This is a genomic window from Tenacibaculum jejuense, from assembly GCF_900198195.1.
GTDB lineage: Bacteria > Bacteroidota > Bacteroidia > Flavobacteriales > Flavobacteriaceae > Polaribacter > Polaribacter jejuensis.
In genome coordinates this window covers 643,595-669,077 of sequence record NZ_LT899436.1, presented here as the reverse complement: position 1 = coordinate 669,077, position 25,483 = coordinate 643,595, and the positions used below count along the sequence as shown (strand labels likewise).

General features: G+C 29.9%; 21 protein-coding genes, 2 tRNA genes and 1 pseudogene. 15 read left to right on the top strand and 9 right to left on the bottom strand.

All coding sequences use genetic code 11. From position 1 onward, the window contains the following. Nucleotides 1–2 precede the first annotated feature (2 nt). Nucleotides 3–434: a TraQ conjugal transfer family protein gene (locus tag AQ1685_RS03165; RefSeq protein ID WP_095069375.1), complete on the top strand. Its 432-nt coding sequence runs from the start codon at nt 3–5 to the stop codon at nt 432–434. Nucleotides 435–817: 383 nt separating this feature from the next. Here AQ1685_RS03165 and AQ1685_RS03160 read toward each other — a convergent pair whose 3' ends face one another. From AQ1685_RS03160 to AQ1685_RS03140, 5 genes are all read right to left on the bottom strand, one after another. Beyond that, nucleotides 818–1,267, bottom strand: a complete 450-nt coding sequence (locus AQ1685_RS03160) for a JAB domain-containing protein (RefSeq protein WP_095069373.1) — start codon at nt 1,265–1,267, stop codon at nt 818–820. Nucleotides 1,268–1,363: 96 nt separating this feature from the next. Continuing rightward, entirely contained in the window at nt 1,364–1,588 is a 225-nt protein-coding gene (locus AQ1685_RS03155; protein ID WP_231970242.1) for a hypothetical protein, read from the bottom strand. A 2-nt stretch (nt 1,589–1,590) separates the two neighbouring features. Continuing rightward, a complete protein-coding gene (locus tag AQ1685_RS03150) occupies nt 1,591–1,818 on the bottom strand; it encodes a DUF7688 family protein (RefSeq protein ID WP_010522871.1) in 228 nt (75 codons plus the stop codon). Between the two features lie 11 nt (nt 1,819–1,829). Continuing rightward, the gene (locus AQ1685_RS03145) at nt 1,830–2,234 is read right to left on the bottom strand and encodes a DUF6908 domain-containing protein (RefSeq protein WP_095069370.1); all 405 of its coding nucleotides are present in this window, start codon (nt 2,232–2,234) and stop codon (nt 1,830–1,832) included. A gap of 31 nt (nt 2,235–2,265) precedes the next feature. Next, nucleotides 2,266–2,484 carry a hypothetical protein gene (locus AQ1685_RS03140; protein WP_157730064.1) on the bottom strand — a complete coding sequence of 73 codons (219 nt, stop codon included), beginning with the start codon at nt 2,482–2,484 and terminating at the stop codon, nt 2,266–2,268. Between the two features lie 814 nt (nt 2,485–3,298). On the opposite strand from AQ1685_RS03140, the gene AQ1685_RS03135 reads away from it, so the two are divergent. The 5 genes from AQ1685_RS03135 to AQ1685_RS03115 are packed head-to-tail and all read left to right on the top strand — an operon-like array spanning nt 3,299 to nt 13,053. Further along, nucleotides 3,299–3,580, top strand: a complete 282-nt coding sequence (locus tag AQ1685_RS03135) for a helix-turn-helix domain-containing protein (RefSeq protein WP_095069369.1) — start codon at nt 3,299–3,301, stop codon at nt 3,578–3,580. 34 nt (nt 3,581–3,614) lie between these two features. Then, entirely contained in the window at nt 3,615–6,926 is a 3,312-nt protein-coding gene (locus AQ1685_RS03130; protein WP_095069367.1) for a helicase-related protein, read from the top strand. Continuing rightward, nucleotides 6,926–10,543 carry an Eco57I restriction-modification methylase domain-containing protein gene (locus AQ1685_RS03125; protein WP_095069365.1) on the top strand — a complete coding sequence of 1,206 codons (3,618 nt, stop codon included), beginning with the start codon at nt 6,926–6,928 and terminating at the stop codon, nt 10,541–10,543. The genes AQ1685_RS03130 and AQ1685_RS03125 overlap by 1 nt, the downstream gene beginning before the upstream one ends. Further along, on the top strand, nt 10,543–12,468 hold the full coding sequence (locus AQ1685_RS03120; protein ID WP_095069363.1) for an ATP-binding protein: 1,926 nt from the start codon (nt 10,543–10,545) through the stop codon (nt 12,466–12,468). Before AQ1685_RS03125 ends, AQ1685_RS03120 begins: the two co-directional genes overlap by 1 nt. 3 nt (nt 12,469–12,471) lie before the next feature. After that, nucleotides 12,472–13,053: a hypothetical protein gene (locus tag AQ1685_RS03115; RefSeq protein ID WP_095069360.1), complete on the top strand. Its 582-nt coding sequence runs from the start codon at nt 12,472–12,474 to the stop codon at nt 13,051–13,053. Between the two features lie 381 nt (nt 13,054–13,434). Here AQ1685_RS03115 and AQ1685_RS03110 read toward each other — a convergent pair whose 3' ends face one another. Both AQ1685_RS03110 and AQ1685_RS03105 read right to left on the bottom strand, forming a co-directional pair. Next, nucleotides 13,435–14,715: a tyrosine-type recombinase/integrase gene (locus tag AQ1685_RS03110; RefSeq protein ID WP_095069354.1), complete on the bottom strand. Its 1,281-nt coding sequence runs from the start codon at nt 14,713–14,715 to the stop codon at nt 13,435–13,437. Between the two features lie 43 nt (nt 14,716–14,758). After that, nucleotides 14,759–14,831, bottom strand: a tRNA-Met gene (locus AQ1685_RS03105). Between the two features lie 119 nt (nt 14,832–14,950). Here AQ1685_RS03105 and AQ1685_RS03100 point away from each other — a divergent pair. The 6 genes from AQ1685_RS03100 to AQ1685_RS03075 are packed head-to-tail and all read left to right on the top strand — an operon-like array spanning nt 14,951 to nt 20,713. After that, nucleotides 14,951–15,589 carry an HAD family hydrolase gene (locus tag AQ1685_RS03100; protein WP_095069353.1) on the top strand — a complete coding sequence of 213 codons (639 nt, stop codon included), beginning with the start codon at nt 14,951–14,953 and terminating at the stop codon, nt 15,587–15,589. Next, on the top strand, nt 15,586–16,377 hold the full coding sequence (locus AQ1685_RS03095) for an STM4013/SEN3800 family hydrolase (RefSeq protein WP_095069352.1): 792 nt from the start codon (nt 15,586–15,588) through the stop codon (nt 16,375–16,377). Before AQ1685_RS03100 ends, AQ1685_RS03095 begins: the two co-directional genes overlap by 4 nt. Then, a complete protein-coding gene (locus tag AQ1685_RS03090) occupies nt 16,371–17,675 on the top strand; it encodes an STM4012 family radical SAM protein (RefSeq protein WP_095069350.1) in 1,305 nt (434 codons plus the stop codon). Before AQ1685_RS03095 ends, AQ1685_RS03090 begins: the two co-directional genes overlap by 7 nt. Further along, nucleotides 17,666–18,514: an STM4011 family radical SAM protein gene (locus AQ1685_RS03085; RefSeq protein WP_095069349.1), complete on the top strand. Its 849-nt coding sequence runs from the start codon at nt 17,666–17,668 to the stop codon at nt 18,512–18,514. Before AQ1685_RS03090 ends, AQ1685_RS03085 begins: the two co-directional genes overlap by 10 nt. A gap of 3 nt (nt 18,515–18,517) precedes the next feature. Beyond that, on the top strand, nt 18,518–19,630 hold the full coding sequence (locus AQ1685_RS03080; protein WP_095069348.1) for an STM4015 family protein: 1,113 nt from the start codon (nt 18,518–18,520) through the stop codon (nt 19,628–19,630). A gap of 12 nt (nt 19,631–19,642) precedes the next feature. Next, nucleotides 19,643–20,713, top strand: a complete 1,071-nt coding sequence (locus AQ1685_RS03075; protein ID WP_095069346.1) for an STM4014 family protein — start codon at nt 19,643–19,645, stop codon at nt 20,711–20,713. Between the two features lie 3 nt (nt 20,714–20,716). On the opposite strand, the gene cysC is transcribed toward AQ1685_RS03075, so the two are convergent. Together cysC and AQ1685_RS03065 are read right to left on the bottom strand one after the other, a co-directional pair. Continuing rightward, nucleotides 20,717–21,241, bottom strand: coding sequence for an adenylyl-sulfate kinase (gene cysC / locus AQ1685_RS03070; RefSeq protein ID WP_095069345.1), 525 nt, complete (start codon nt 21,239–21,241; stop codon nt 20,717–20,719). A 112-nt stretch (nt 21,242–21,353) separates the two neighbouring features. After that, nucleotides 21,354–21,426 (bottom strand) — tRNA-Met (locus tag AQ1685_RS03065). Between the two features lie 111 nt (nt 21,427–21,537). On the opposite strand from AQ1685_RS03065, the pseudogene era reads away from it, so the two are divergent. The 3 genes and pseudogenes from era to der form a co-directional block, all read left to right on the top strand. Then, nucleotides 21,538–22,428: pseudogene (era, locus tag AQ1685_RS03060) on the top strand (GTPase Era); the annotation flags it as partial. 92 nt (nt 22,429–22,520) lie between these two features. After that, a complete protein-coding gene (locus AQ1685_RS03055) occupies nt 22,521–24,077 on the top strand; it encodes a choice-of-anchor I family protein (protein WP_095069342.1) in 1,557 nt (518 codons plus the stop codon). 83 nt (nt 24,078–24,160) lie between these two features. Then, nucleotides 24,161–25,471, top strand: coding sequence for a ribosome biogenesis GTPase Der (gene der, locus AQ1685_RS03050; RefSeq protein ID WP_095069341.1), 1,311 nt, complete (start codon nt 24,161–24,163; stop codon nt 25,469–25,471). The last annotated feature ends 12 nt before the right edge of the window (nt 25,472–25,483 follow it).

Here is a 25,483-nt window from a genome sequence, read left to right as displayed (position 1 = left end):
AAATGAAAATCATATCAGTTTTAGGGCTCGTTATCTTCATTATTTCTTCCATATTGGCTACTGCTTGTAGCAAGGAAGAATTAGATATTCAAAAGGCTTATTCGTACCAATTAACCCATTTACCAATCCCTGAAGAGATTGTTAAAAATGAAACCGTAGAGATACGTTGTACTTTGGACAAACAAGGAGATTATAAAGATGCTATTTTTAAGATTCGTTTTTTTCAAAATGAAGGAAAGGGATGGTTATTTTTAGAAGATAAACCATTAGAAACTCCTAATGATTTATATCCTTTAAACAAAGACACATTTCGGTTATATTACACCGCTAATTCTACAGAAAACCATCAATTTGATGTATACATAGAAGACAATTTTGGGCAATCTGAAAAGGTGAGTTTTGAATTTAGAACACAGATACAAACGGACGATTAATTTTCAATTTTCTTGAATTGTTGTACGCTAGGTAATTTTTTTGGGGCAAAATAGGAAAGCCTTTTAAGAGTGAGGAAAATGATATTACTATTAGGAAGGCATATCCCTTTTTAGAAAAATCAATTTTTAAATCTTAATTGGAAGAAATTAAAAGAGCCTATCTGTACTAGATGTATTGAAAATAAAGAAAAAACAATTCGTCCAAGCGAAGTTCTTTTGCTTCTTTTCTTTCTTCGCAATTATTAAAGAAAAGAAGTTCAAAGGGGGTACATAAAAATACCTCCTTTTTTAATTCACTAATTAGTTATTTTTTAAAAATCATATACTCAATGAATTTCTCTTCATTTAGCATGTGATTACAAGCTATAATTTAGTTTTATAGTTTACAAAATTCCGTTATCTGCAAAACTGTAGTAATTACCATTAGGAGCAAGTATAAGATGGTCTAAAACCTTAATATCAAATAGCTCTGCGGCTTGTTTAATTCTTCTTGTTAGGTTTTGATCTGCCTCACTAGGGTTTAGTTTTCCACTTGGGTGGTTGTGTGCTAAAATTACAGCTACGGATAACGATTTTAGAATAACTGCAAACAAAATTCTAAGATCTATTAACGTAGAGGTAATTCCTCCCTGTGAAAGTTGATATATACCTTTAGCCTTATTACTATTGTTCAATAAAAGTACTTTGAAGCTTTCTTGAATCCCGATAGTGTCTTTATCCCAATGCTCAAAAAGTAATTGAGCAGCAGAATCTGAACTATTAATTTTTAACCATTTAGAAGATGGCAAACCTTGTTTATAACTAATCTTTATTTCGTTGACTTGTAATCTCATTATTTTTATTTTTTTGAATCGTAATTTGTAAACTTCCCTTCGATATTCATTTGGGCAATTCACTTGAAAAAAACCTACTCATTTAATTTTCTTTAGCTACCAAATAATTGATGCTAACAAAGCAATCTCACCTATAATACAAGCCCATTTAACCACTATGAATAATAATGAAAAAGCAAAACTGAACAACCAACGTACTATAGAAACCGTAGCTAAAAGAGCAATAACAACAATTGCTTCTCTTGTTATGATATTTGATAGTAAATATCCTAGTGCTAGAAGTAGCAGTATTTTTATAATTGTATTTGGTAAGACTTTCATAATCATGCTTGTTTTTTTATTATTCCTATTTCAATTAGCTTTTTATCTTTAAAAAACATTATTTTACCATAATCAAAACCGACATTGAAAGCTATATTTTTAAGGTATTCTTGATATACTACTCCTTTTATATTCTCACCTATTAGGTTATTAAAAATTACTTTTAAACTTCCTTCATTGCCTTGTAAAATGGTTTTTCCTTTTTGCTTGATTTCTTCACGAACATTCATACATTTTGATTTTAAATTAGTTGTTGATTTTGTATGTTTTTAAGCCATGTATTAGCAAAGGCAACATTCTTAGTTACCGCCTTATGCCTAATCCCTTTTATCTTTCCATTCTCAATAAATAAGTCTATTTGATCTATACCCATATAATCGTTACGAAAACTGTAAGGCATTACTATAGTGTCTTTGTCATTTTGGGCTAAAAGGAAACACATTTCAGGGTCTGCCATTAAATCTCCATTTTGTGTACCATAATGAGCAAGGGAGTATATTTCATAATCCTCTATCTGTTCAACTTTCTCGACAATTAAAGGCATAACACCTTTTTTATTATCTAGCTTTACATATCCGTTATTTTCTTTGGCTAATGCTACTAACCTTAAAAAGATATTAGTGGCTGTTTTATTTAGAATTTTCATTGTATGATTTTTTCAGGTTGTACTAGTAAGGTTAAATGCTATTTAAAATGAGAGTTTTGCACTCTAAAGCTGCTTTGTTAGGGTAATTCTCCAAATACTCAAAAGCATCTATTTTTTGAGTAGTTGATAGCTTTTTAGTAAGCCTTTCTGCTTGTTTTCGTTGTCCGTTTACAATAGACAATAGGATGTACTCGTAATAATCCGTTATCCTGTTGAAGTCGTATTCTTTTAATGTTTTCAATGATACCATAATTCACGTTTTAAGAATTTCAAACCCTTTCATTAAATTTTAAGGGGTGTTTGTTTCTTTCTTGCGTGCATAGCACAATAAATGAAGTAGGTTTTGTCAAGACTTTTCTAGAGAAATTAGGAGTGTTTGCGACGTAGTAAAATACTTGTATTTTCAAGGAAGTAGATACCTCATTTCTTTAGAAAACTTGTATAGTCTTGACAAGTTCTATTAGGATATTTAGCAGTTCTTTTGAAGGGTTTTGTGTTATCGTGTACGGTGAGTTAAGCGATATAAGCAAAAGATTTCAAATTAGAAATGCTTATATCCTGCCCGTTTTTCGCTGTCCCGAAAAACGATAAAGGCTTCATTTATTATTAACCCCTTAAAATGTATTAGTCCAATCTTGAATTTTTAAGAATTGGTGACAAAGGCTCAAGAAGAATTTGTTGCTAATTCAGTGAAGAAAATTTAAGGTTGGATGCTCTAATACAACAATTGTAAGAGATAACCCTAACAACTTTCTTTCGGACCATTTTTTTAAAAAATGTCTATATGGATTGTCTTGTTTGATTTTAAAGTCAATAAAATTGTACTATGGATAACAAAGACGAAATAGTTTCAAAATTTATAGATTTTATAAAAAATCATGATTTTCTAGAAAAAGAAAACATTAAACTTTGCCTGCTTGAAATTAAAGATTCCCTAAATTAAAGTAGCTTTAAATACTTCTTTTCTTTCTTGTGTCTGCCATAAATTTAATTATTGAAAACGGATTTAGTGTAATAACATTAATTATATTTGACAAGTTTAAGAACGTTTTAATTTCAGTACAATGACTTTAGGTGGTAAACTAAAAGAATTACGAGAAGCTAAAGGCTTAAAACAAAGAGAGGTTGGATATGTAATAGGTTTGGATGGTTCTTTTATAAGTCAAATAGAACTTGATAAGAAATCTTTAAACAGAGAGCATCTTTCTAAACTAGCATCTTTCTTTAAAATTAATGAGGTAGAATTACAAATATTATGGCTCGCAGATAAAGTTTTTAGAACAGTTCAAGATGAAGATATCGCTGAAAAGAGTATTAGGGTAGTTCTTGAAAGATTAAGTGAATAAGGTGGTTTATAAATATTCAAAGTGAATTAAATTAATGTCAACAAAGTTTTTTACCAATAAAGAGAATAACAGCTTATTAAAAAAGTTTGAGGGAGTTTTTAAGAACTTGCCTAACATATATAATTTCGATGCTTTAGTTGGCTATTTTAGAGCTACAGGTTATTTTAAGTTAAGAACATATTTAGAAAATATACCAGAAATACGCATTTTGGTAGGTATAAATGTAGATGTGATTTTAGAAAAATACCATTCACTAGGTCAGCAACATATAATAGACCCGCAGGAAACTAAAGATGAGTTTATAAAAAGGCTTAAACAAGATATACAAGATGCTGATTATTCTAAAGAAATTGAAGATGGGATAATTCAGTTTATACAGGACATTGTAAATAATAAAATTACAATTAAAGCGCATCCAGAAAAAAACTTACACGCTAAAATTTATATATTCAAACCCAAAGATTTTAACGAATATTCTACAGGAAGTGTAATAACAGGCTCATCTAATCTTACCGAATCTGGATTAGGTTCTCGTGCAAAATCTAATTATGAATTTAATGTAGAATTAAGAGATTACGATGATATTCGTTTTGCTTCAGAGGAATTTGAATTACTTTGGAATGAATCGGTGGATATATTACCTGTAGATATTTCTGGTCTAAAAAAAGAGACTCATTTAAATGATAAGTTTACACCTTTTGAACTATACATAAAACTACTTATTGAATATTTTGGAAAACGAATAGAATACGATCCAACGAATATTGATTTATTATTACCTGACAAATACAGGAAATTAACATATCAATCAGAAGCTGCTATAGAAGGTTATGAAAAACTAATGAAGTATAACGGTTTCTTTTTGGCAGATGTAGTTGGTTTAGGTAAGACTATAGTTGCATCTATTATTACAAAGAAATTTGTTTTTGAAAACGGCTACCATTCAAAAGTTTTAATTGTTTATCCTCCTGCATTAGAAGATAACTGGAAAAAAACAATACGAGATTTTCAAGTTGTAAAAAATGTTTGGTTTGTATCTACAGGTAGTTTACATAAGGTGTTAGAAGATAAATATTTAGACTATCCAAATCCTAATGAATTTGATTTAATCGTAATTGATGAAGCTCATAAATTTAGAAATGACACATCAAATATGTATGAGAAGTTGCAAATCATTACAAAAACAGATAGGAGAATACCAGGAGCGAATGGCGACACTCGTAAAAAAGTAATGTTACTTTCTGCAACGCCATTAAATAATCATCCTGCCGATATAGAAAACCAAATCTATTTATTTCAAGATAAGAGAAATGCAAATCTTCCAAGTGTTAAAGATTTACAATCATTCTTTACACCACTTAAAGATGAGTACGACGAGTTAAAAAAGGATAAGATTTTAGATATAGAAAAAGTAAAAGCTATCTTCGATAAAATTAGAGATAAAGTAATTGAACCTTTAGTAATCCGAAGAAGTCGAACAGATATTGAAAATAATGAGGACTTTAAAAAAGATATTACTGAACAAGGTATTATATTTCCTAAAATAAATCCACCGAATGAAGTTCGTTATGAATTTGATAATAATTTAAGTCAATTATTTGATACTACAATTACAATGCTTACTTCAATGGATGAGAACAGAAACCCTGCCGATGGTTTAGGTTTTTATAGATATAGAGCTATTGAGTATTTATTAAATGAGGAGGATAGAAAACGTTATGGAGATGTAACATCAATTTCAAATAGATTGTCTGCCATAATGAAAACCTTATTAGTTAAGCGTTTAGAGAGTAGCTTTTATGCTTTTAAAAAGTCGTTATCAAGACTTCATAGAAATACAAAGCATATGATAAATATGTTTGAAAATGATAAAATTTACGTTGCACCAGATGTTGATGTTAATAAATACTTAAATGAGGGGAATGATGAAGCTTTAGAAGAAAAAATAAATGACAAAGGTGGGAATAATCAAATTTACAGTGTCGAAGATTTTAAAGAAGATTTTATTGAATTATTAAAAACTGACGAAAAGAAAATTGAACAATTAGTAAATGATTGGGATAAAATAAATTATGACCCAAAATTAGACAAGTTTATTGTTGATTTAAAAACTCAGTTTCTACACAAAAAAAACAATCATTCTGGCAAATTAGTTGTCTTTTCAGAATCTAAAGAAACTATTGAATATGTAAGCCAAAGGCTAAACGAAATAGGCTTAAAAAAAATACTTACCATTAGTGCAGATAACCGTAAAGACAAGTTTCCTATAATAATAGAAAATTTTGATGCAAATCAAGATAAATCAGATTGGAAAAATGATTACAATATCATATTTACAACAGAAGTACTAGCAGAGGGTATCAACTTGCACCGTTCTAATGTTATTGTAAATTATGATGTGCCTTGGAACTCAACACGATTAATGCAACGCATAGGGCGTGTAAATCGTATTGGTACAGAAGCAGATGAAATACACGTTTTCAATTTTTATCCATCCGACAAGTCAGACAACCAAATTAAACTAACAAATACTGCCATTAAAAAACTTCAAGCTTTCCATAGTGCTTTTGGAGAGGATAGTCAAATTTATTCGCAATTAGAAGAAGTAGGCGAAGCTGGTTTATATGGTTCTAAACTAAAAGAAGAGATAAATGAAACGTTGTTATTTTTACAGGAATTAAGAGACTTTAAAAAGAATAATATCAATAAGTTCAACGAAATAAAAAACATTCCTAAAAAGTCACGCCTAGCTCGTAAAACAGATAATATAGATTCGTTTATTAATGTAGATAACGCATCCATTACTTATATAAAAAGTGAAGGGCATCCTGGAGTTTTTTATAAGACAGATGAAAATGATATAGTACACGAATTAACGTTTGTAAACGCTGCAAAAATATTTAAGACTAATACCAAAGAAAAAGCTGTTAAGCTTCCAGAAAACCACCATAAACAAGTATCTAAAGCCCTTAAGCATTTTAAAACAATAGCAAAGAATATTGAAACCAAAAATGTAACAAAGGCTCAATTATCAGCTACAGAAAAAAAGGTTATTACACAACTAGAATTTTTTATTGGAATAGCAGAAAATGATTTTATAAAAAATCAATTACAAAGAGCTTTAGATGAAGTGTATAAAGGTTCACATAGGCAGTTGCCAAACAAGTTAAATAAGTTTTTTAAGTCCAATACAGAAAATGACCCACAGAAAGTAATTGAAAACCTTTTTAACGATGTTTTAAAAACATTAAACTTTAGTGATACTGCTAGAATAAAACAACAAAGAGCATCACTTTTTAGTAAACCACAAATTGTAATATCAGAATCTTATATAGAAACTAAATAATGGAAAGTATTCTATCACAAATATTTACTTCAGATTATAATCGAACTTCGTTTGAAGATAACGTGCTAAAACCTATTTTTCTTAATTCGGTTAAAGATTTTGTGTTGTATGACGAAGATGGAGAGCAGGAAGTTGAATTAACTGATACCGAAAAACGAACTGCTAAAAAAGTAGTTAAATATGGCGAATTTAAAACACACGATAATCGTAAAATAGAACTCTATGAAGTTACCGTTGAAGATTTTAGACAAGTAAAGATTGCTCGTGTAGGATTAGGAGCTTTGGTTAAAAAGTTAATTATTGGTAACAATGCCGTATTTGCAACCTTTAAATATGAAGATGTTAGTAATAAACATTGGCGATTTTCATTCATTGCATACGATAGTTTTTTTGAAGAAGGACAAGTACAAACTAAAGAAACAAATCCTAAACGTTATACCTATGTTTTTGGTGATACTGATGAAACGTATAGAACTGCCATAGACCGATTTAAAGAACTAGACAGCAAGTTTCAAATAAAGGTAAAAGATATACAAGATGCCTTTGCAGTTGAGGCAATGTCTAAAGAATTTTTTGATGAGTACAGAGAAACACACTATGCTAAGTTTGTAAAGTTTTTAACTGGCGAAGAGTTTCAAAAGAAAGGGGGTAAATTTCAATTAGTAGAAGTCCAAAATCCATCGCCTTTTTTAGCTTCAGTTTTTAATGGTGATAAAAAAGATGCAAGAGATTTTTGTAAAAAGCTGCTAGGACAAATTGTATTCTTATATTTTATTCAAAAGAAAGGTTGGTTAGGAGCAACTAATACAAATTATAAAGAAGGAAACGGTGACAAGAATTTTATCCAAAATTTTTATAAACAAGCAGGAGAAAATGATAATTTTTATCCACTATGGCTTTCTAAATTATTTTATGATACCTTAAATAAAAAAAGAGACCACGACGATTTTAAAATGCCTGACGGATCTATCGTTAAAATTCCATATTTAAATGGAGGGTTATTTGAAAAAGAATCTAAAAAATTTGACCATTTAGTGTTTCCAAATGAATTATTTACAGATTTATTTGAATTTTTTAATCGCTTTAATTTTACGATTTACGAAAATAGCCCAGAAGAACACACTATTGCGGTTGACCCAGAAATGTTAGGGCATATTTTTGAAAACTTATTAGAAGACAACAAAGATAAAGGAGCATTTTATACGCCAAAGGAAATTGTGCAGTATATGACACAAGAATCCTTAATAGAATATTTGGTAACACATATAGGCGATGATGCTAAAAATGGTATTACACAGTTTGTAAAGCAAAAAAATAAGGAAGCCTTAACAGATACACAATTAAAAAAAATAGATAGGTGTTTAGATGATGTTAAAATTTGCGACCCTGCTATTGGCTCTGGTGCGTTTCCTATGGGGTTATTACACGAAATTTTTGCTTTAAAAGAACGTATTGCATTTGATTTAGGCTTTAAAGTTTGGAGCCCAGCAACGGTTAAAGAAAATATTATACAAAACTCTATCTATGGTGTTGATATTGAAAAAGGAGCGGTAGATATTGCTCAATTACGTTTTTGGTTAAGTCTTATTGTAGATGAGGATGAACCAAAACCATTACCTAATTTAGTCTATAAAATCGTAGTGGGTAATTCTTTAGTAGGTAAGTTTGAGGATGAAATTATTGAAATAGACTGGAGTACCGATGATACTAAAGCAGGTTTTTTTGCTCAAGAATTAATTAATGAAAAAACAGCGTTACTAAAAACGATTTCTGAAAAACAAAAACAGTTTTTTACTGCTGATGTAAATTTAAAAACAAGCTTAAAAAAGGAAATAAGAGATTTAAAATTAGATATCCTTTCAAAACAATTAACTTTAATGATTGAAACCAAAGGATATCAAAAACAAGCAGGCAAAAAACTGACTAAAAAGGAAACCGAAAAGTGGTTAGAAACTGAAGGTTGGAAACGTACCTTACAAAAAATAAATACTCTAAAATCGAATAATAAGCCATTTAATCATTTTGATTGGCGCTTAGATTTTCCTGAAATATTAAATCCAATTATTAATGGAAATGAAAATCTAAGAGGCTTTGATATTGTAATTGGTAATCCGCCATACATAAAGGAAGCAACTAAAAAATCAGCTTTTGATGGATTCAGAAATTCGAACTATTATCAAGGAAAAATGGACTTGTGGTATGGTTTTGCGTCTGTCGGATTGGATTTATTAAAAAGAAAGGGAATACAATGTTTTATAGCTCAAAATAATTGGGTTACAAGTGATGGTGCGTCAATATTCAGGAATAAGATTTTAAAGGAAACTAAAATAAAAGTATTCACTGACTTTTGGAATTATAAAGTGTTTAAATCAGCGGGAATACAGACAATGATTTATTTGTTGAAAAAAGAAACTTCCCAAAATCCATATTCTTTGAAATATTCATTATTGAAAGATAATGGGATCAAAGAAAATGAATTAGTAAATTTCTTAAATTTTGAAAATAACTTAGGGATTGATGAAAAATATATTATAAACTTCAATAACAGTAATTACTATAATTCACTAATTACTTTTAATAATCCAAAAGTTGAATCAGTCTTACAAAGTATACTAGACAATAATTTAAATTTCATTAATAGTCAAGAAGTCTCTTCGGGAATTGATGTTTTGCAAGATTATGTATCCAAAAAACATTTGTCCAAAATTAAGGATGCTAATGTAGGGGATGGTATTTTTTGTCTAACAAATCAAGAGCTAGATTTACTGGGACTAAATAATACTGAATTAGAATTGATAAGACCATTCTATACCACAAAAGAGTTGGGTATTTATTATGGTAATGAAGCTAACTCTAATTGGATAATCTATACTAGTTCTAAATTCAAAAATGAGAAGAAAATTGAAAGATTCCCAAATATCAAAAGGCACTTAGATAAATTCAAACCTGTTCTTACATCAGTAAACAAACCTTATGGCTTACATAGAGCTAGAAATGAAAAGATTTTTTTAGGAGAGAAAATTTTTTCGCTTCGTAAATCTCCGAATTCTCCAAAGTTTACATATTGTGATTTCGATGCTTTTGTCAATAGAACTTTTATGGTTATCAAAACTGAAAGATTTGATTTAAAATACCTAACAGCTCTATTCAACTCAAAGTTAATAGCCTTCTGGCTGAGATACAAAGGTAAAATGCAGGGAAGTAATTATCAGATAGATAAAGAACCTTTAGTTAATATTCCTATTATTCAGCCTAGAAGTATTAATACTTTTAAAGCATTAACGGATTATCTTATCTATCTCTACAATCCAGAGAATAAAAGTATTTTAAGTCATACTGAAAATGAAAGGATAGCTTCTCATATAGAAGATGTAATAGATATGATGATATACGAATTGTATTTTGAAAACCATATGAAAGAAAAAGGTTTAGACGTATTGCAATTCGTGAATCCTAAACCTATTGGAAATGTTAATGATTATAATGAAAAAGCAGAAATTATAAAGGATTTTTATTTGTGGTATCAAAAGCCAGAAAATGAGGTGCGTCAAAGAATATTATTAATAGAAACACGTAGTAAAGATACGTTAGCTGTTATTATAAAATCGGTTAACTAATGAGTAGAATAGATACTTTACAAATACATAATTTCAAATTTTTTAATGAGCAAGAGCCAATTAAAATAGATGGGAAGCATCTTTTACTTTATGGCGAGAATGGTAGTGGTAAAAGCTCTATATATTGGGCTTTATATACACTTTTTGAAGCATCATTAAAAAAAGATGTATCAGATATAGAAAAGTATTTTAAACATCATTCTCAACACGAGCAGTCTTTGGTTAATATACACGCATCAAGCATTCCTGCAACACCAACTATTCCAGAGCATTATAATTCATTCATCAAAGTTATAACTAAACACAACCCTCCTTTAGAGTATAATGTTTCTTTGTTAGATACTGCTATTAAAAATGATACCGTTGCAAGAGAAGTCAATCAGGCATCAGATTTTATAAGCTATAAAGTATTATACAAATTTCAGGACTTTTGGAATGGAGAAAAAATGGATTTGGCAGATATATTTATTGGTTATATCCTACCGTATATTAATTTTCCAAGTAAAGATTTGATTAGAAATGGAGTAACAAAATCTTTCACTAACGCATCTGAAATGTTCGAGGAAATTAAAAAAGGTCCAGGAACAACAGTAAATGCGAAAAACAAAACAATTCAAGTATATAAAAGTAGTCCTGAAAATAAAGCTTTCAATGCTTTTGCTACTCACTTCAATGAGCAAATGAAAGATTTGATTGACTTTATTAATGTTAATGCACCTTTAATGCTTAAAAAGTTGGATTACGACATTGATTTTCAACTGCACTATCACGAATTGGAATACCATAAAGCAGATGTGAATTTTCATTTTACACCATTTAAGCTTGAATTTATTATTACTTCTTATCTAGGTACACCAATCACTATAAACAGACCTCAATCATTTTTAAATGAAGCTAAAATTACAGCGATAGCTATTGCTATTCGTTTAACTATTTTAAGAAGACGTATAAATACACAAGCTGGAGATATTCTAAAATTTATTGTTTTTGATGACGTGATGATAAGTTTAGATATGAATAACAGAGATAGACTGATTGATTTTTTATTAGACCCAGTTAATAAATTCACAAATGATTATCAGTTACTTTTTCTAACGCACGATAGGAGTTTGTTTTTTTATTTGAAAGATAAAATTAGAAACGCAGGTTTAAAAGATAATTGGCTATATAAGGAAATGTATGTTGATTCTTCAGCAAGTATCGAAAGTCCTGTTATTTATACTCATCCAAATAAGCTTAAAAAAGCAGAATACTTTATAGATAAACACGATTATCCAGCAGCAGGTATATATTTACGAACGTATTGTGAAGAGGTTTTAGATAACTTATATCCAGACCAAAAGAAGTATACCATATTAAAAAATAATGACGGTGTTTACGAAACTAAATCTCAAAATTTGAATGATAAAATAGGTCATTTGGAATGGTTTTGTGCAAAGGAAGGTCTAAATTATACAGATTTTAAAGACTTAAAAACCTATAAAAATGTTATATTAAATTCATTAGCTCATAATGATATTGAATCGCCTATTTATAAGACTGAATTGGTTAAAGTTTTAGAAGTTCTAAAAAAACTTGAACTGATTAAACGAGATACCCAAATAGCAAAACCAAATACCACATTTAAAATATCATTTACAAAGAATGATGGTGCTATTTATATTTTAGGAATTAAAATTAAAGATAGATTAATGGTTTTGGAGAGTAATGGTGTTAAAAGACTATCTAATTTTTGTAGGGCAAATATCACTTATATAAATGATAATGGCAGAGAAACAAAGAATATTAATATTGAAAAAGAATCAATACATTTAATAGCCGAAGAAACTTGTGCTACTTTAGGTATTCCATCAATAAACATTGAAAATAATACTACTCATAATCGTAAAAATACTACAATACAATCATTGATTGATGCTTTATAAAAATTGAAATTAGTCATATTAAATAATAGTAGTGCAAACGACCTAAATGACTTTATAAATTCTTGGTCAAAGCTCTATTCGTATTCAAACGAAGCTATTTACAATAAATCAATAGCAAAGGTAACATTTACAAAGACCGATATTCAAAATTTATACAAATGGAAGAACGGTATGAAATTAAGTGTGCTAAAGCAAAAATCGTTAGACACTAAAATAACTTCTAAACTTACCATTATTAATGCCTTTAAAAAAAGTGAAAATTTAAATTTAGAAGATTTTCAAAAAGAGTTTAAAGAAGTTTCAGCAGTTTGGAAAATATTTTTATTACATACCATAAAACCAACAAAATTTCCTATTTACGACCAACATATACATAGAGCATTCTTGTATATAAATAATGAAGATTGGACTAATATTTCAAACTCATCAATAACTGATAAAGCAAAAGAAAAATTCTATTTTAACACATACCTACCATTTATAGAATCTCAAAATATTAACGATTTAAAGAAATTAGATGAAGCCTTTTTTGCATTCGGTCAGTTTTTAAATACACGAAATTACAGTCAATTACTAAAAAAGTAAATTTAAACCAATTTTCATACTAGCGTTCTACTCTACTTTACAGTTCTTATAAATCACGCCAATAAATGACACAAGGTGCAGATCATAGCCAAAAAGAAACCTTTTAATTGACAGGTTTTTTTTTCGATCTATTTTCATTGTAACAATAAGACAATAGTGAAAAATAGTGAGCCTTACTAATGATAAAATATTACATGCTCTATTGGATGGTTTATCAGTAAATGATCTAGAAATTATTCTTAAGCAGAAGAAGGATAAATTATCTCATTATCATAAACCCACTCCTATGAGTAAAAAACAAAGGTTAAAGAACCACTATAGAAGTCTTATTCTTTCAAGAGGCAATTTATATCTCAATAAAAAATAAAGTACAAATCCGTTTTAAATCACCAACAACCCGCTATAATCTTCTGGAAGTTCAGCATCAATATCTTTTAAATATTCTTTAAGTGCTTTTAATGTAGAATGCCCTGTAATTAACATTAGTTGATCACAAGTTTCAGTATAACTAAACTCTTTTCTCAATTTCCTAAATAACAACGTTATAAAAGTATGCCTAAAAGAATACACTGTATATTCACTACCTAATTGAATTGATTTACCTTCTTTTTTTAGGTGTTCATTATAGCGTTTTTTCACCTTTCGGAATCTTGTCGTAAAATAATCTCTTCTACTGGTTTCTTTAGCCTCCCATGCGCCAATACCAGTTGGTGTAAATAAAAAATATTCTTGTGTAGAAAAGTCAAAACTCTTGATTTCGTCTATAACAATATTGGGTATTATTTTCGTCTTTCTTCCTTTCTTTTTATTCTTGGTTTGGACCATCAAAAGTTTTTGTGATAGCACTATATCTTTAAGTTTTAAACGACAAACCTCAATTGGACGTAAAAAATTATAAGACACAAATTTCACAAACAATAGTAGTAGAGGATCATTTTCTTTCATATAGGTAAAAAGCCCTTCTAAAACTTCTAAAGGATAGGTATTATGACTGGCGGATTTAGTATCAAGAACCTTAATGCTTTCTACTACATTCTTTGGAATAACTTGGCTATCCACTAATTCTCCAAATAAAGCACTCAAAACAATACGTGTGTTATTTCTATTTCTAGCACTGCTTTTCTTTACGATACTTTCAAGATATGTATTAACTACTTGCCTAGTTACACTTAATATACTTTGATCAGCAAGATGATTTTGCTCTAAATACTTTTTGAATTGATTACACCTGCTTTTATAATCAGCTTTCGATGTATCAGAAAGCGTACTATTTTTTAAATCTAAAGCATAATCCAAAGCATCGTTTGCCGTGTATTGTAAAGATTCGCTAGTAAGCTGAAAATTATTTTTATAAGGAGAGTAACCATCTTTAAGCAACTCTAAAACTACTTCTCTAAGTACACCGAGATGATATAACCTTTCTTCTTTGGTTTTATAATCTCTATTGATACTCATGGTCAAAGGAGGTTGTCGAACCATTACTGGACTACCATCTTTATTTTTAAGTTGTGGATGCGCGTAAGAATAATACACATACCATCTTTTAGAAAGATCAAAAGTCTTTCCTCCATGATATATTTTTGGTGTGTTATATTTTTTCTTCAAACCGTCTTTGTATGCGCTAGCGTATGCGGTTTGTAAGATATCAAAAAAAAAGCTCATTGAAAAAGGTTTTAAAAACCTGCTTATCAATGAGCTATGCTAGTAGCGGGAACAGGACTCGAACCTGTGACCTTCGGGTTATGAGCCCGACGAGCTGCCTACTGCTCTATCCCGCGATATTGGACGGCAAAAATACAGCTTTTTCTTGGTGTTATCCAAATAAAAACTAACTTTATTTCAAAAATAACTAGATTAAATACGATTTTACTAGTGCACTTACACTACTCGCCTAACTATGATTTTAATTTTTGACTTAGATAACACATTAATTGACAGAAATAAAGCGTATTGGTTATGGTTACAGAACAACGTCTTGTATAAATGTAAAACCGTAGATAAATCTTTAATTTTATATTACGATAATTGGGGATATACATCTCGGCATCATTTTTACAACTGGTTAATTCAAAAATATGAGTTGTCAATTTCTTCTGATGAATTAATTGAAAAATGTGCAAACGAATTGCATCAATACATTTCTAAAAATCAAGAAACCTTAATTATTCTGAAACGTTTAAAAGAGCAGTGTAAAATAGTTATTGGAACCAACGGAGGAATTCAAAATCAAACTAATAAATTAAAAGCTACGGGAATCTTACCATATGTAGATCATGTGTATATTTCAGAACATATTGGTTGTAAAAAGCCAAACCCGAATTTTTACAAACACATACAAAATGACTTAAATTGCCTTTCAAGTGAAATCATGATGATTGGTGATCATTATAACCAAGATTTTTTGGTTCCTAAAAAATTGGGTTGGAAGAGCATATGGTTATCTCACAACAGCACTTTGATTCATGACAATAAAATTTGTGCATTAAAAGATTTAATACCGTATCTTCGAGAAAATAAATTGCTCTTCAGCTCATGAACCTTAATAATTTAATACCGGATTACGATATTATCTTCATTACGTTAGATTCATTGCGATACGATGTTAGTCAAGAATTGTTTCTAAAAAATAAACTTCCTAACTTTTCTAAGTGGTTACCTAATTCTGGTTGGGAAAAAAGATATACTCCTGCTAGTTTTACTTATCCTGCACATTTAGCTTTTTTTTCTGGTTTTTTACCAACAAAAATTGGTCAGCAAATTACTCCTAGACTTTTTACTAGTAGTTTTGAAGGAAGTGAATCTACAAATCAAAATACATTTGTTTTTAAAGAATCAAATTTCATTGAAGCTTTAGCGAATAAAGGATATGAAACTGTTTGTATCGGAGGTGTAGGTTTTTTCAATAAAAAAAATGCAATTGGAAATGTTTTACCAGGAATGTTTCAGCACAGTGAATGGACAAATCAACTTGGAGTTACTGAAAAAAACTCTACATATTTTCAATTTAAAACAGCTGAAAAATATTTACAAAACAGAGATCCTTTGTGTTTGTTCATAAATATATCTGCAACACATCAACCTACTCATTTTTATGTAGACGGTAAGGAAAAAGATGATATAGAAACTCACGCTGCTGCTTTACAATATGTAGATTCTCAATTACCAATATTACAGCAAGCTTTAATAGAAAGAAATACTAATAAATTGATTATAGTGTGTAGTGATCATGGAACAGCTTATGGCGAACATGATCATTGGGGACATAGAAACGCCCACGAAACTGTAATGACAGTTCCGTATTTACAATACCTTAGCAAATGTTAGTTTCGAATCGTTTAGACATATCACAACCATATCAAGGATATACATATTCGTATCCGCATAAGTCTACTTACCGAGAATTAACTCCGATTGACTTAAAAGATGTATGGCAAGAACAAAACGCTGCTTTTTTCTATGTTCATATTCCGTTTTGTGAAATGCGTTGTGGTTTTTGTAATCTTTTTACAATTTCAAATCCAAAAGAACGAGTTTCAAAATATATAGAAACTGTGCAATTACAATTGCAGCAGATTTCAGAAGTAATTCCTAATTTACAACTGAAAAATTTTGCTATTGGTGGTGGAACTCCAACGTTTTTAACTGTTGATGAACTTGAATCTTTATTTAAAAGTATTGTTGACTTTGGTGTACATCCACAACAGTTTTTTGGTTCTATTGAAGCTTCACCTAAAACAATAAACACAGAAAAAATAGAGCTCATTAAAGAATATAAAATAGCTCGTTTAAGTATGGGAATTCAATCTTGGATACAAGATGAAATGAAAGCATTAGGAAGACCTCAAACAATAGCTACAACATTATCAGCTGTTGAAAACATTGCTCAATCTAATGTCGAAGAGTTCAATTTAGATTTGATTTATGGAGCACATAATCAAACTCAATCCTCGTTTTTATATTCTTTAGAAAAAACAATTACATATCAACCCACAGAGATTTTCCTGTATCCTTTATACATCAGAAAATTAACTGGACTTGGAATCAAAAATCAGAAACAAAGTCAACATCAATTTCAACTCTATATTACTGGTCGAGATTTTTTACTGAACAATGGTTATGTTCAGACAAGTATGCGATGTTTCCGAAGAAAAGAAGCATTTGATTGTCGCCCTGAAGCTAATTATTCTTCAATTACAGATCATATGATCGGTGTTGGAGCTGGCGCACGTTCTTATACTAAAAACTTACATTACAGTACTGATTACGCTGTAAATCGTAAAGAAATAAAAACAATCATTAATGATTATATAGACACTAAAGATTTTAAAAGCATAAATTATGGTGTCGCTTTAAATACAGAAGAACAGAAAAGACGATTTTTAATAAAATCTTTAACTGATGGAGGAGATTTAAACACTAAACTTTACAAAGATATTTTTAATGTAAATCCATTCAACGAATTTGAACTTTTGAATGAACTGGTTGAAAGAAATTGGCTAACTGAAACGCATCCTGAAATTTACAGCTTAAATCAAGAAGGAATGTGTTATGAAGATGTTATTGGTCCGGCTTTATATTCAGAAAATAGTAAACAACTAATGCAAAATTTTGAATGGAAGTAAACTGGAACATACTTTACAGAGGAAGTTTAGATAGTTGTAATTACGATTGCCACTATTGTCCGTTTGCAAAAAAGAAAAATACTCGTGAAGAATTAGCATACGATAAAAAATGCCTCAATAAGTTTGTAGACTGGGCTGAAGAAAGAAAAGAAAATCTACGAATTTTATTAACCCCTTGGGGAGAAGGTTTAATTCGATCGTATTACCAAAAAGCAATGATTCGTTTGAGTCATATGGAACAGGTAAAATTAATCTCTATTCAAACCAACTTATCTTGCCAACTTGATTGGATAAAAGACGTAAACCCCGATACATTTAGACTTTGGGTAACATATCATCCTGATGAAGTAAGTTTTGAAAAATTCATTGAAAAATGTCAATATTTAATAGCTAATGATATACAATTTAGTGTTGGAGTTGTAGGAATGAAAGCTCATTATGAAGCTATAGAAAAATTGAAATCGACACTTACAGAAAGATATATTTGGATTAACGCTTACAAACGAGAAACAGATTATTATTCAGAAAGTGAAAAAGCTTGGCTAGGAATGATCGATCCATACTTTAACATCAATAATACATATCACGATTCATTACATAAATCATGTCAAGCTGGCTATTCTAGCTTTTCAATTACAGGAGAAGGAGATGTATATCCTTGTCATTTTGTAAAAAAGAAATTAGGCAATATTTACACAAACAATTTAAAAGATTTAACCCAAAAAACAACTTGCCCGAATAACACATGTGGTTGTTATATTGGTTATATGAATCTTGATACATTAAACTTAAAAGAAATCTACGGAAACGAATTATTAACCCGAATTATAAAATCATAATCTATGGAAAAATATTTAGAGTATAAAGACGGTAGTTCTCAAAAATTTTGGAAAATACTAGTTGAAGGTAACACCCATTCGGTAACTTATGGGAAAATTGGTACACAAGGTGTGCAAAAAGATAAAACTTTTAATTCTGAGGAAGAAGCTTTAAAAGATGCAAATAAGCTTATAGCTTCAAAAGAAAAAAAAGGATATAAAGCGATAAGTTCACCTTCTAGGAAAGTTGTAACCTACACACTAAATAGTGAAGTAGATCCAACTCTTGCTTATAAATTTATTTCTTATGAATATGATAATGATCCTGAGATTTTAGAGTTTTTAAACAACTTTAAAGCACAAGAAAACAGCGATAAAGTTGAAGAAATTGTTATAGGAATGTGGGAAGAAGGATATGATAAAAGTAGCAGTCACATTTTAAACTTTTTCGTAGAAAACAAAGATCATTTCTCTAATGTAAAACACTTCTATATTGGAGATATTGAATCTGAAGAAAATGAAATATCTTGGATACAACAATCTAGTTTTGAAAATTTCCTTAAAGCTTATAGTCATATTGAAAGCTTAAAAGTTCGTGGTGGAAATAACTTAACTTTCGGAACTTTTAACTTACCAAACTTAAAAACATTAACTATTGAATCAGGTGGATTAGATAATGAACTTATTGAAGATATCGCTAAATCTAAAAACTCACTAACGAGTTTAGAAGAATTAGAAATTTGGTTTGGAACATCAGATTATGGAGCAACAGTAACAAAAGAAACGGTGAAAAAACTACTTGCTGACAACCCTTTTCCAAACTTACAGCATTTAGGACTTATGAATGCTGAAATTCAAGACGAAATTGTTGCTGTTCTTGAAAACCATGAAATTTTAAGCAGAATTAAAACCTTAGATATTTCTATGGGAGTATTAAGAGAAGAAGGTGGTAAATCTTTATTAAGAAATGAAGCTTTAGATCAGTTAGAAAAAATCAATTGTGATTTTCACTATATGAGTGAAGAACAAACAAAAGCACTTCGTAAACGATTTGGTACTAAAGGAAGCTTTGAGTATTCAGATTACTACGAAGAAGCTGTTGAAGAAGATTGGTATTATGTTGAAGTCGGGGAATAATAATTCAAGTTTTTGAAAAAACACATCATTATAGCGCCTAAAAACTCAAGGCGAATACAGTTTTGGAAATCAGCTCTACAAAAAGAGCTGATTTGCATTTCTTATATAGATATTATACATAAGGATTTCTTACTTTCTAAAGATATTTCTTATCAGATACGCTTAGAATCAGCCGGAGAAGATACCGAAACCTATAAAGAAATTCTTCTTTTAGGCTGTAAGAATGAATCTGAAAAAGAAACAATTAAGAATACTATTTTCAACTTTGGTCAAGTTTCAAGCTTTGATTTATGGTATAAAGGCTGGAATATTTTACTTCAAAAAATAAAGAATTTAGAGAACGATTATTCGATTTCATTTATCAATGATCCATTAGAAATACTAGCCGTATTTAATAAATCAGAAACCATAAAACATCTTCACAATAAAGGAATATCAGTTCCAACATCATTGCACTGTAATTCATATTCCGATTTAAAAGAAAAGATGTTACAAAAACAGATTCATCAAGTATTTTTAAAACCTAAAGCTGGTTCTTCTGCTTCTGGTGTAATGGCTTTTAGATATAGAAATGAAAAAAAATTACATTTATACACTACAATTACTGTAAAAGATGGAGTATTATTCAATAGTTTAAAACTTAGACATTACAATACTGAAAGTAGTATTGATAGTATTTGGTCTAAAATTCCATTTGATTCTTTACAAGTAGAATTATGGTTACCAAAATATAAACACGAAAACTTAAATATTGATTTTAGAGTTGTGGTAATAAACGGTAAAGCTGAATTTATTGTTCCTCGCGGAAGTAAACACACCATAACAAACTTACATTTAGGCAACGAAAAATTACAATTAGAAAAACTAGATTTAGATTCTGAAACAATTGAAAAAATAAAATCAATTGCTGAAAAGGCCATGAGTTGTTATCCGAAACTATTTTATGCTGGAGTAGACGTACTTTTAACACCAAAGAAAAATGTTTATGTTTTAGAAATAAATGCTTTTGGAGATATGCTATTAAATATTACAAACGATCGAAATTTAACTACATACGAGCATTGTGCCTTACTTCTAGAATAATCTTCAACATTCTAAAAACGAAACTATTGAGTTTACACTTTGTACTACACTTTCTTCTTCTGTATTAACTGTAAAACAATGATTTTTTGAAGATTCAAAAACAGAGTCAATACCAGTAAAGTTTAGAATTTCTTTATTCAAAGCTTTTTTATACAATCCTTTTACATCTCTTTTAATACAGGTTTCAATAGAACAATCAACATAAATATCTATTACATTTTCTTTCCCTATTATTTCTTTAACTAAAGCTCTTAATTCTTCTTTGGGAGTTATAAATGAAGCTATGGTAACTATACCTGTTTTAGAAAATAACTTGGCAACCTCAGCTGCCCTTCTAATATTTTCTTTTCGATCTTCTTCTTCAAAACCTAAGTCTACATTCAATCCTTTACGCAACACATCTCCATCTAACTTTCTGGTTTGAAAACCTTTTTTTAAAAGCTGTTCATTAAGAGTATCTGCTAGCGTTGTTTTGCCAGAACCAGATAATCCAAAAAACCAAATAACAGTTTCTTTCTTTAATTTCATAGTTACCGAAGTTAATACATTTCTCTTTTTGCTATCGGAAAAATAAAGACAATCAATTATTAAAACTATCAAAAACAAAAAAGCTTCACAAAATGTGAAGCTTTCAATTTAGTAGCGGGAACAGGACTCGAACCTGTGACCTTCGGGTTATGAGCCCGACGAGCTGCCTACTGCTCTATCCCGCGATATTGGACGGCAAATATACAGACTTTTAAAGCACTTTACCAAATTTATTTTAACTTTTTTCAAAAAACTATAAGAGTATTTTATAATCAACACTGTAAAAAACACTTACCTTTGCGGCTATGACACATAAAGCAGGATTTGTAAACATTATTGGAAACCCTAATGTTGGAAAATCAACCTTAATGAATGCTTTAGTTGGTGAAAAGTTATCTATTATCACATCTAAAGCTCAAACTACAAGACACCGTATCTTAGGAATTGTAAATGGAGAAGATTATCAGATCGTTTTTTCTGATACTCCTGGAATTATAAAACCAGCATATGAATTGCAAGATTCCATGATGGATTTCGTTAAGGCCGCTTTTGATGATGCCGATGTATTAATTTATATGGTTGAAGTTGGTGAAAAGGAATTAAAAAACGAAGCCTTCTTCAATAAAATTATCAATAGTAAAATTCCAGTAATTTTATTATTGAATAAAATTGATACTTCTAGTCAGGAACAAGTTGAAGAAAAAATAGAATATTGGAAAAAGAAAGTTCCAAACTCATTTGTATACGTAATTTCTGCTTTAGAGAAATTTAATGTAGAAACTGTTTTTTATAAAATCATTGAGTTATTACCAGACTCTCCTCCTTTTTATCCAAAAGATCAATTAACAGATAAACCTGAACGTTTTTTCGTAAACGAAACTATTCGAGAAAAAATCTTACAACATTACAAGAAAGAAATTCCTTATGCCGTAGAAGTAGAGACTGAGAGTTTTGTCGAAGAACCTAATATCATAAAAATTAGAGCTGTTATTATGGTAGAAAGAGAAACTCAGAAAGGAATTATTATTGGTCATAGAGGAACAGCAATTAAACGTGTTGGCACAGAAGCTCGAAAAAGCTTACAACACTTCTTTGATAAAAAGATTTTCTTAGATCTTTATGTTAAGGTGAATAAAAACTGGCGTTCAAACGATAAACAATTAAGAAGGTTTGGTTATAAAGAATAATTTAACATTCTTAAGTTTAATCTAACAAACTCTTTTACTTTGCGTAACTTTTAAGTAAAGTTTTAAAATAAGTTTTGTCAAAATTATCAACCATGACAAATTTATTTAAAACTTTATTGTTGGTGCTTGCTTTAAATTTAGTAAGCTGTGACGATGATAAAACTACAGATCCAATTCCTACTCCAGTAGATACAACTGTGAATTTTCAATATTTAAGTTCCATTAGTGTAGGTGGTGAAGGAGCTGCTGAAATTTCAGCATACGATAAAAAAACAAAAAAGTTATTTGTTGTAAATGCTGAATCAAAAGAAATTTCTGTTTATAATATTGAAAATTTAGTTGCACCTCAACAAGTTTCTTCTATCCCTGTAATGAGTGGTGCTCCAAATAGTATTTCTGCTTATGACGGTAAAATTGCTATTGCTTTAGAAGATGAAGTAAAACAAAACAATGGGAAAATTGCTTTATATAATGCAGAAAATAATACTTTAATGAATACTTACACAGTTGGAGCATTACCAGACATGGTTACTTTTTCTAAAGATGGTAAATTATTAGTTTGCGCTAATGAAGGAGAACCAAATGCTTTATACACAAATGATCCTGAAGGTAGTGTAAGTATTATTGAGATTGAAAACAGCCAAGTAACAACATTAGACTTTAATGCATTTAATGGACAAGAAGCCTCTTTAGAAGCTAATGGGTTTAGAGTATTCGGCCCCAATGCTAATTTAGCTACAGATGTTGAACCTGAATACATAGCTATTTCAGACGATTCTAAAACGGCTTGGGTTTCTTTACAAGAAAACAATGGTATTGCTAAAGTAAATTTAGTTTCAAAATCGATTGAAGCAATTTACCCTTTAGGTTTTAAAGATTATAGCCAAGCAGGAAACGAAATCGATCCTAGTAATGAAGATGGTAAAACTGAATTAAGAAGTGTTCCGGTTTACGGAATGTATCAACCAGATGCGATTACTTATGTAAATATTAACGGAGTTGGATATATTATTTCTGCTAACGAAGGTGATGCTAGAGAATACATTGACGATAAAGGAACAGATACAGAAGACGATGACGAAGATGTTTTTGTAAACGAAAAAAGAATCAAAAAAATTGATTTAGATCCAACTGCTTTTCCTAATGCAGCTGATTTACAAAAAGAAGAAGATTTAGGTAGATTAAAAATTGCATTAGATTTAGGTGATACTGATGGCGATGGCGATTATGATAAATTATACTCTTACGGAGCTCGTTCGTTCAGTATTTGGTCTGAAAATGGAACTTTAGTTTACGATAGTGGTAATAGTATTGCTCGTAAAACTTTAGAATTAACTCCAGCAAGATTTAACGATGAAGATAAAAGAAGTGATGATAAAGGAGCAGAACCAGAAGCGGTAGAAGTATTAAACATTGGTAATGAAAGATATATTCTTTTTGTTGGTTTAGAAAGAACTGATCAGGTATTAGTTTATGATATTACAACGCCTACTGCACCGATATTTTTATCGATCTTATCTCATGAAGGAGACGAAGCACCAGAAGGTCTATTAGTTATTCCTGCAGCAGACAGTCCTAATGGAAAAGACTTAGTATTGGTTTCAAATGAAGATAGTGGAACTGTAAGTATCTATCAGAATGTAAAATAAGAACTCTTTTACGTATTCATAAAAAACAACTATTGATGCACTTCAATAGTTGTTTTATTTTATAGAAACGCTACCTTTGCAGCATGAATAGTATTGTAGCCATTGTAGGAAGACCTAATGTAGGGAAATCTACATTATTCAACAGATTAATTAAAAGAAGAGAAGCCATTGTAGATTCTGTAAGCGGTGTAACGAGAGACCGTCATTATGGAAAATCTGAATGGAATGGAAAAGAATTCTCTGTAATTGATACTGGTGGATACATCGTAGGATCAGATGATATTTTTGAAGGAGAGATTAGAAAACAAGTTCAGTTAGCTATCGATGAAGCTGATATTATTTTGTTTGTTGTAGATGTTGAACAAGGGATCACTCCTATGGATGATGCTGTTGCTAAAATTCTACGCCAAGTAGACAAACCTTTGTTTATCGCAGTTAATAAAGTAGATAACGCTATGCGTGCTGCTGATGCTGTGGAATTCTACAACTTAGGTTTAGGTGATTATCACACTATTTCCTCTGTTAACGGAAGTGGAACTGGTGATTTATTAGATGCTATTGCTGAAGAAATTCCAACGCCTTCAGAAGATGATGAAGTGATTGATGAATTACCTCGTTTTGCTGTAGTAGGTAGACCAAATGCGGGTAAATCTTCTTTTATTAATGCGTTAATTGGTGAAGACAGAAATATTGTTACTAATATCGCTGGAACTACAAGAGATTCTATTGATACTAAATACAATCGTTTTGGATTTGAATTTAATCTGGTTGATACTGCTGGAATTCGTAAAAAATCGAAAGTTAAAGAAGATTTAGAGTTTTACTCAGTAATGAGAGCTGTTAGAGCTATCGAATATTGTGACATTGCTATTGTTATGGTAGATGCAACTCGTGGTTTTGAAGGACAAGATGAAAAGATATTTTGGCTTGCTGAAAAAAACAGAAAAGGTGTTGTTATTTTAGTCAACAAATGGGATTTGGTTGATAAAGAAACCAATACTATGCGTGATTTCGAAAATAAAATACGTAAAACAATAGAGCCTTTTACAGATGTTCCTATCGTATTTATCTCAGCTTTAACAAAGCAAAGAATTTTTAAAGCTATAGAAACTGCTGTAGAAGTTCATGAGAACAGAAAACGTAAAATACAAACGAGTAAACTTAATGAAACCATGTTGGAGATCATGCAACAAACGCCACCTCCAGCAACAAAAGGTAAGTTTATAAAAATAAAATATTGTATGCAATTACCAACGCATACACCTCAGTTTGCTTTTTTTGCAAATCTTCCTCAATACATAAGAGATCCATACCGAAGGTTTGTAGAAAATCAATTGCGTGAACATTATAATTTTAATGGTGTTCCTATTAGTATTTATTTCCGTCAGAAGTAAATACTAAAAATC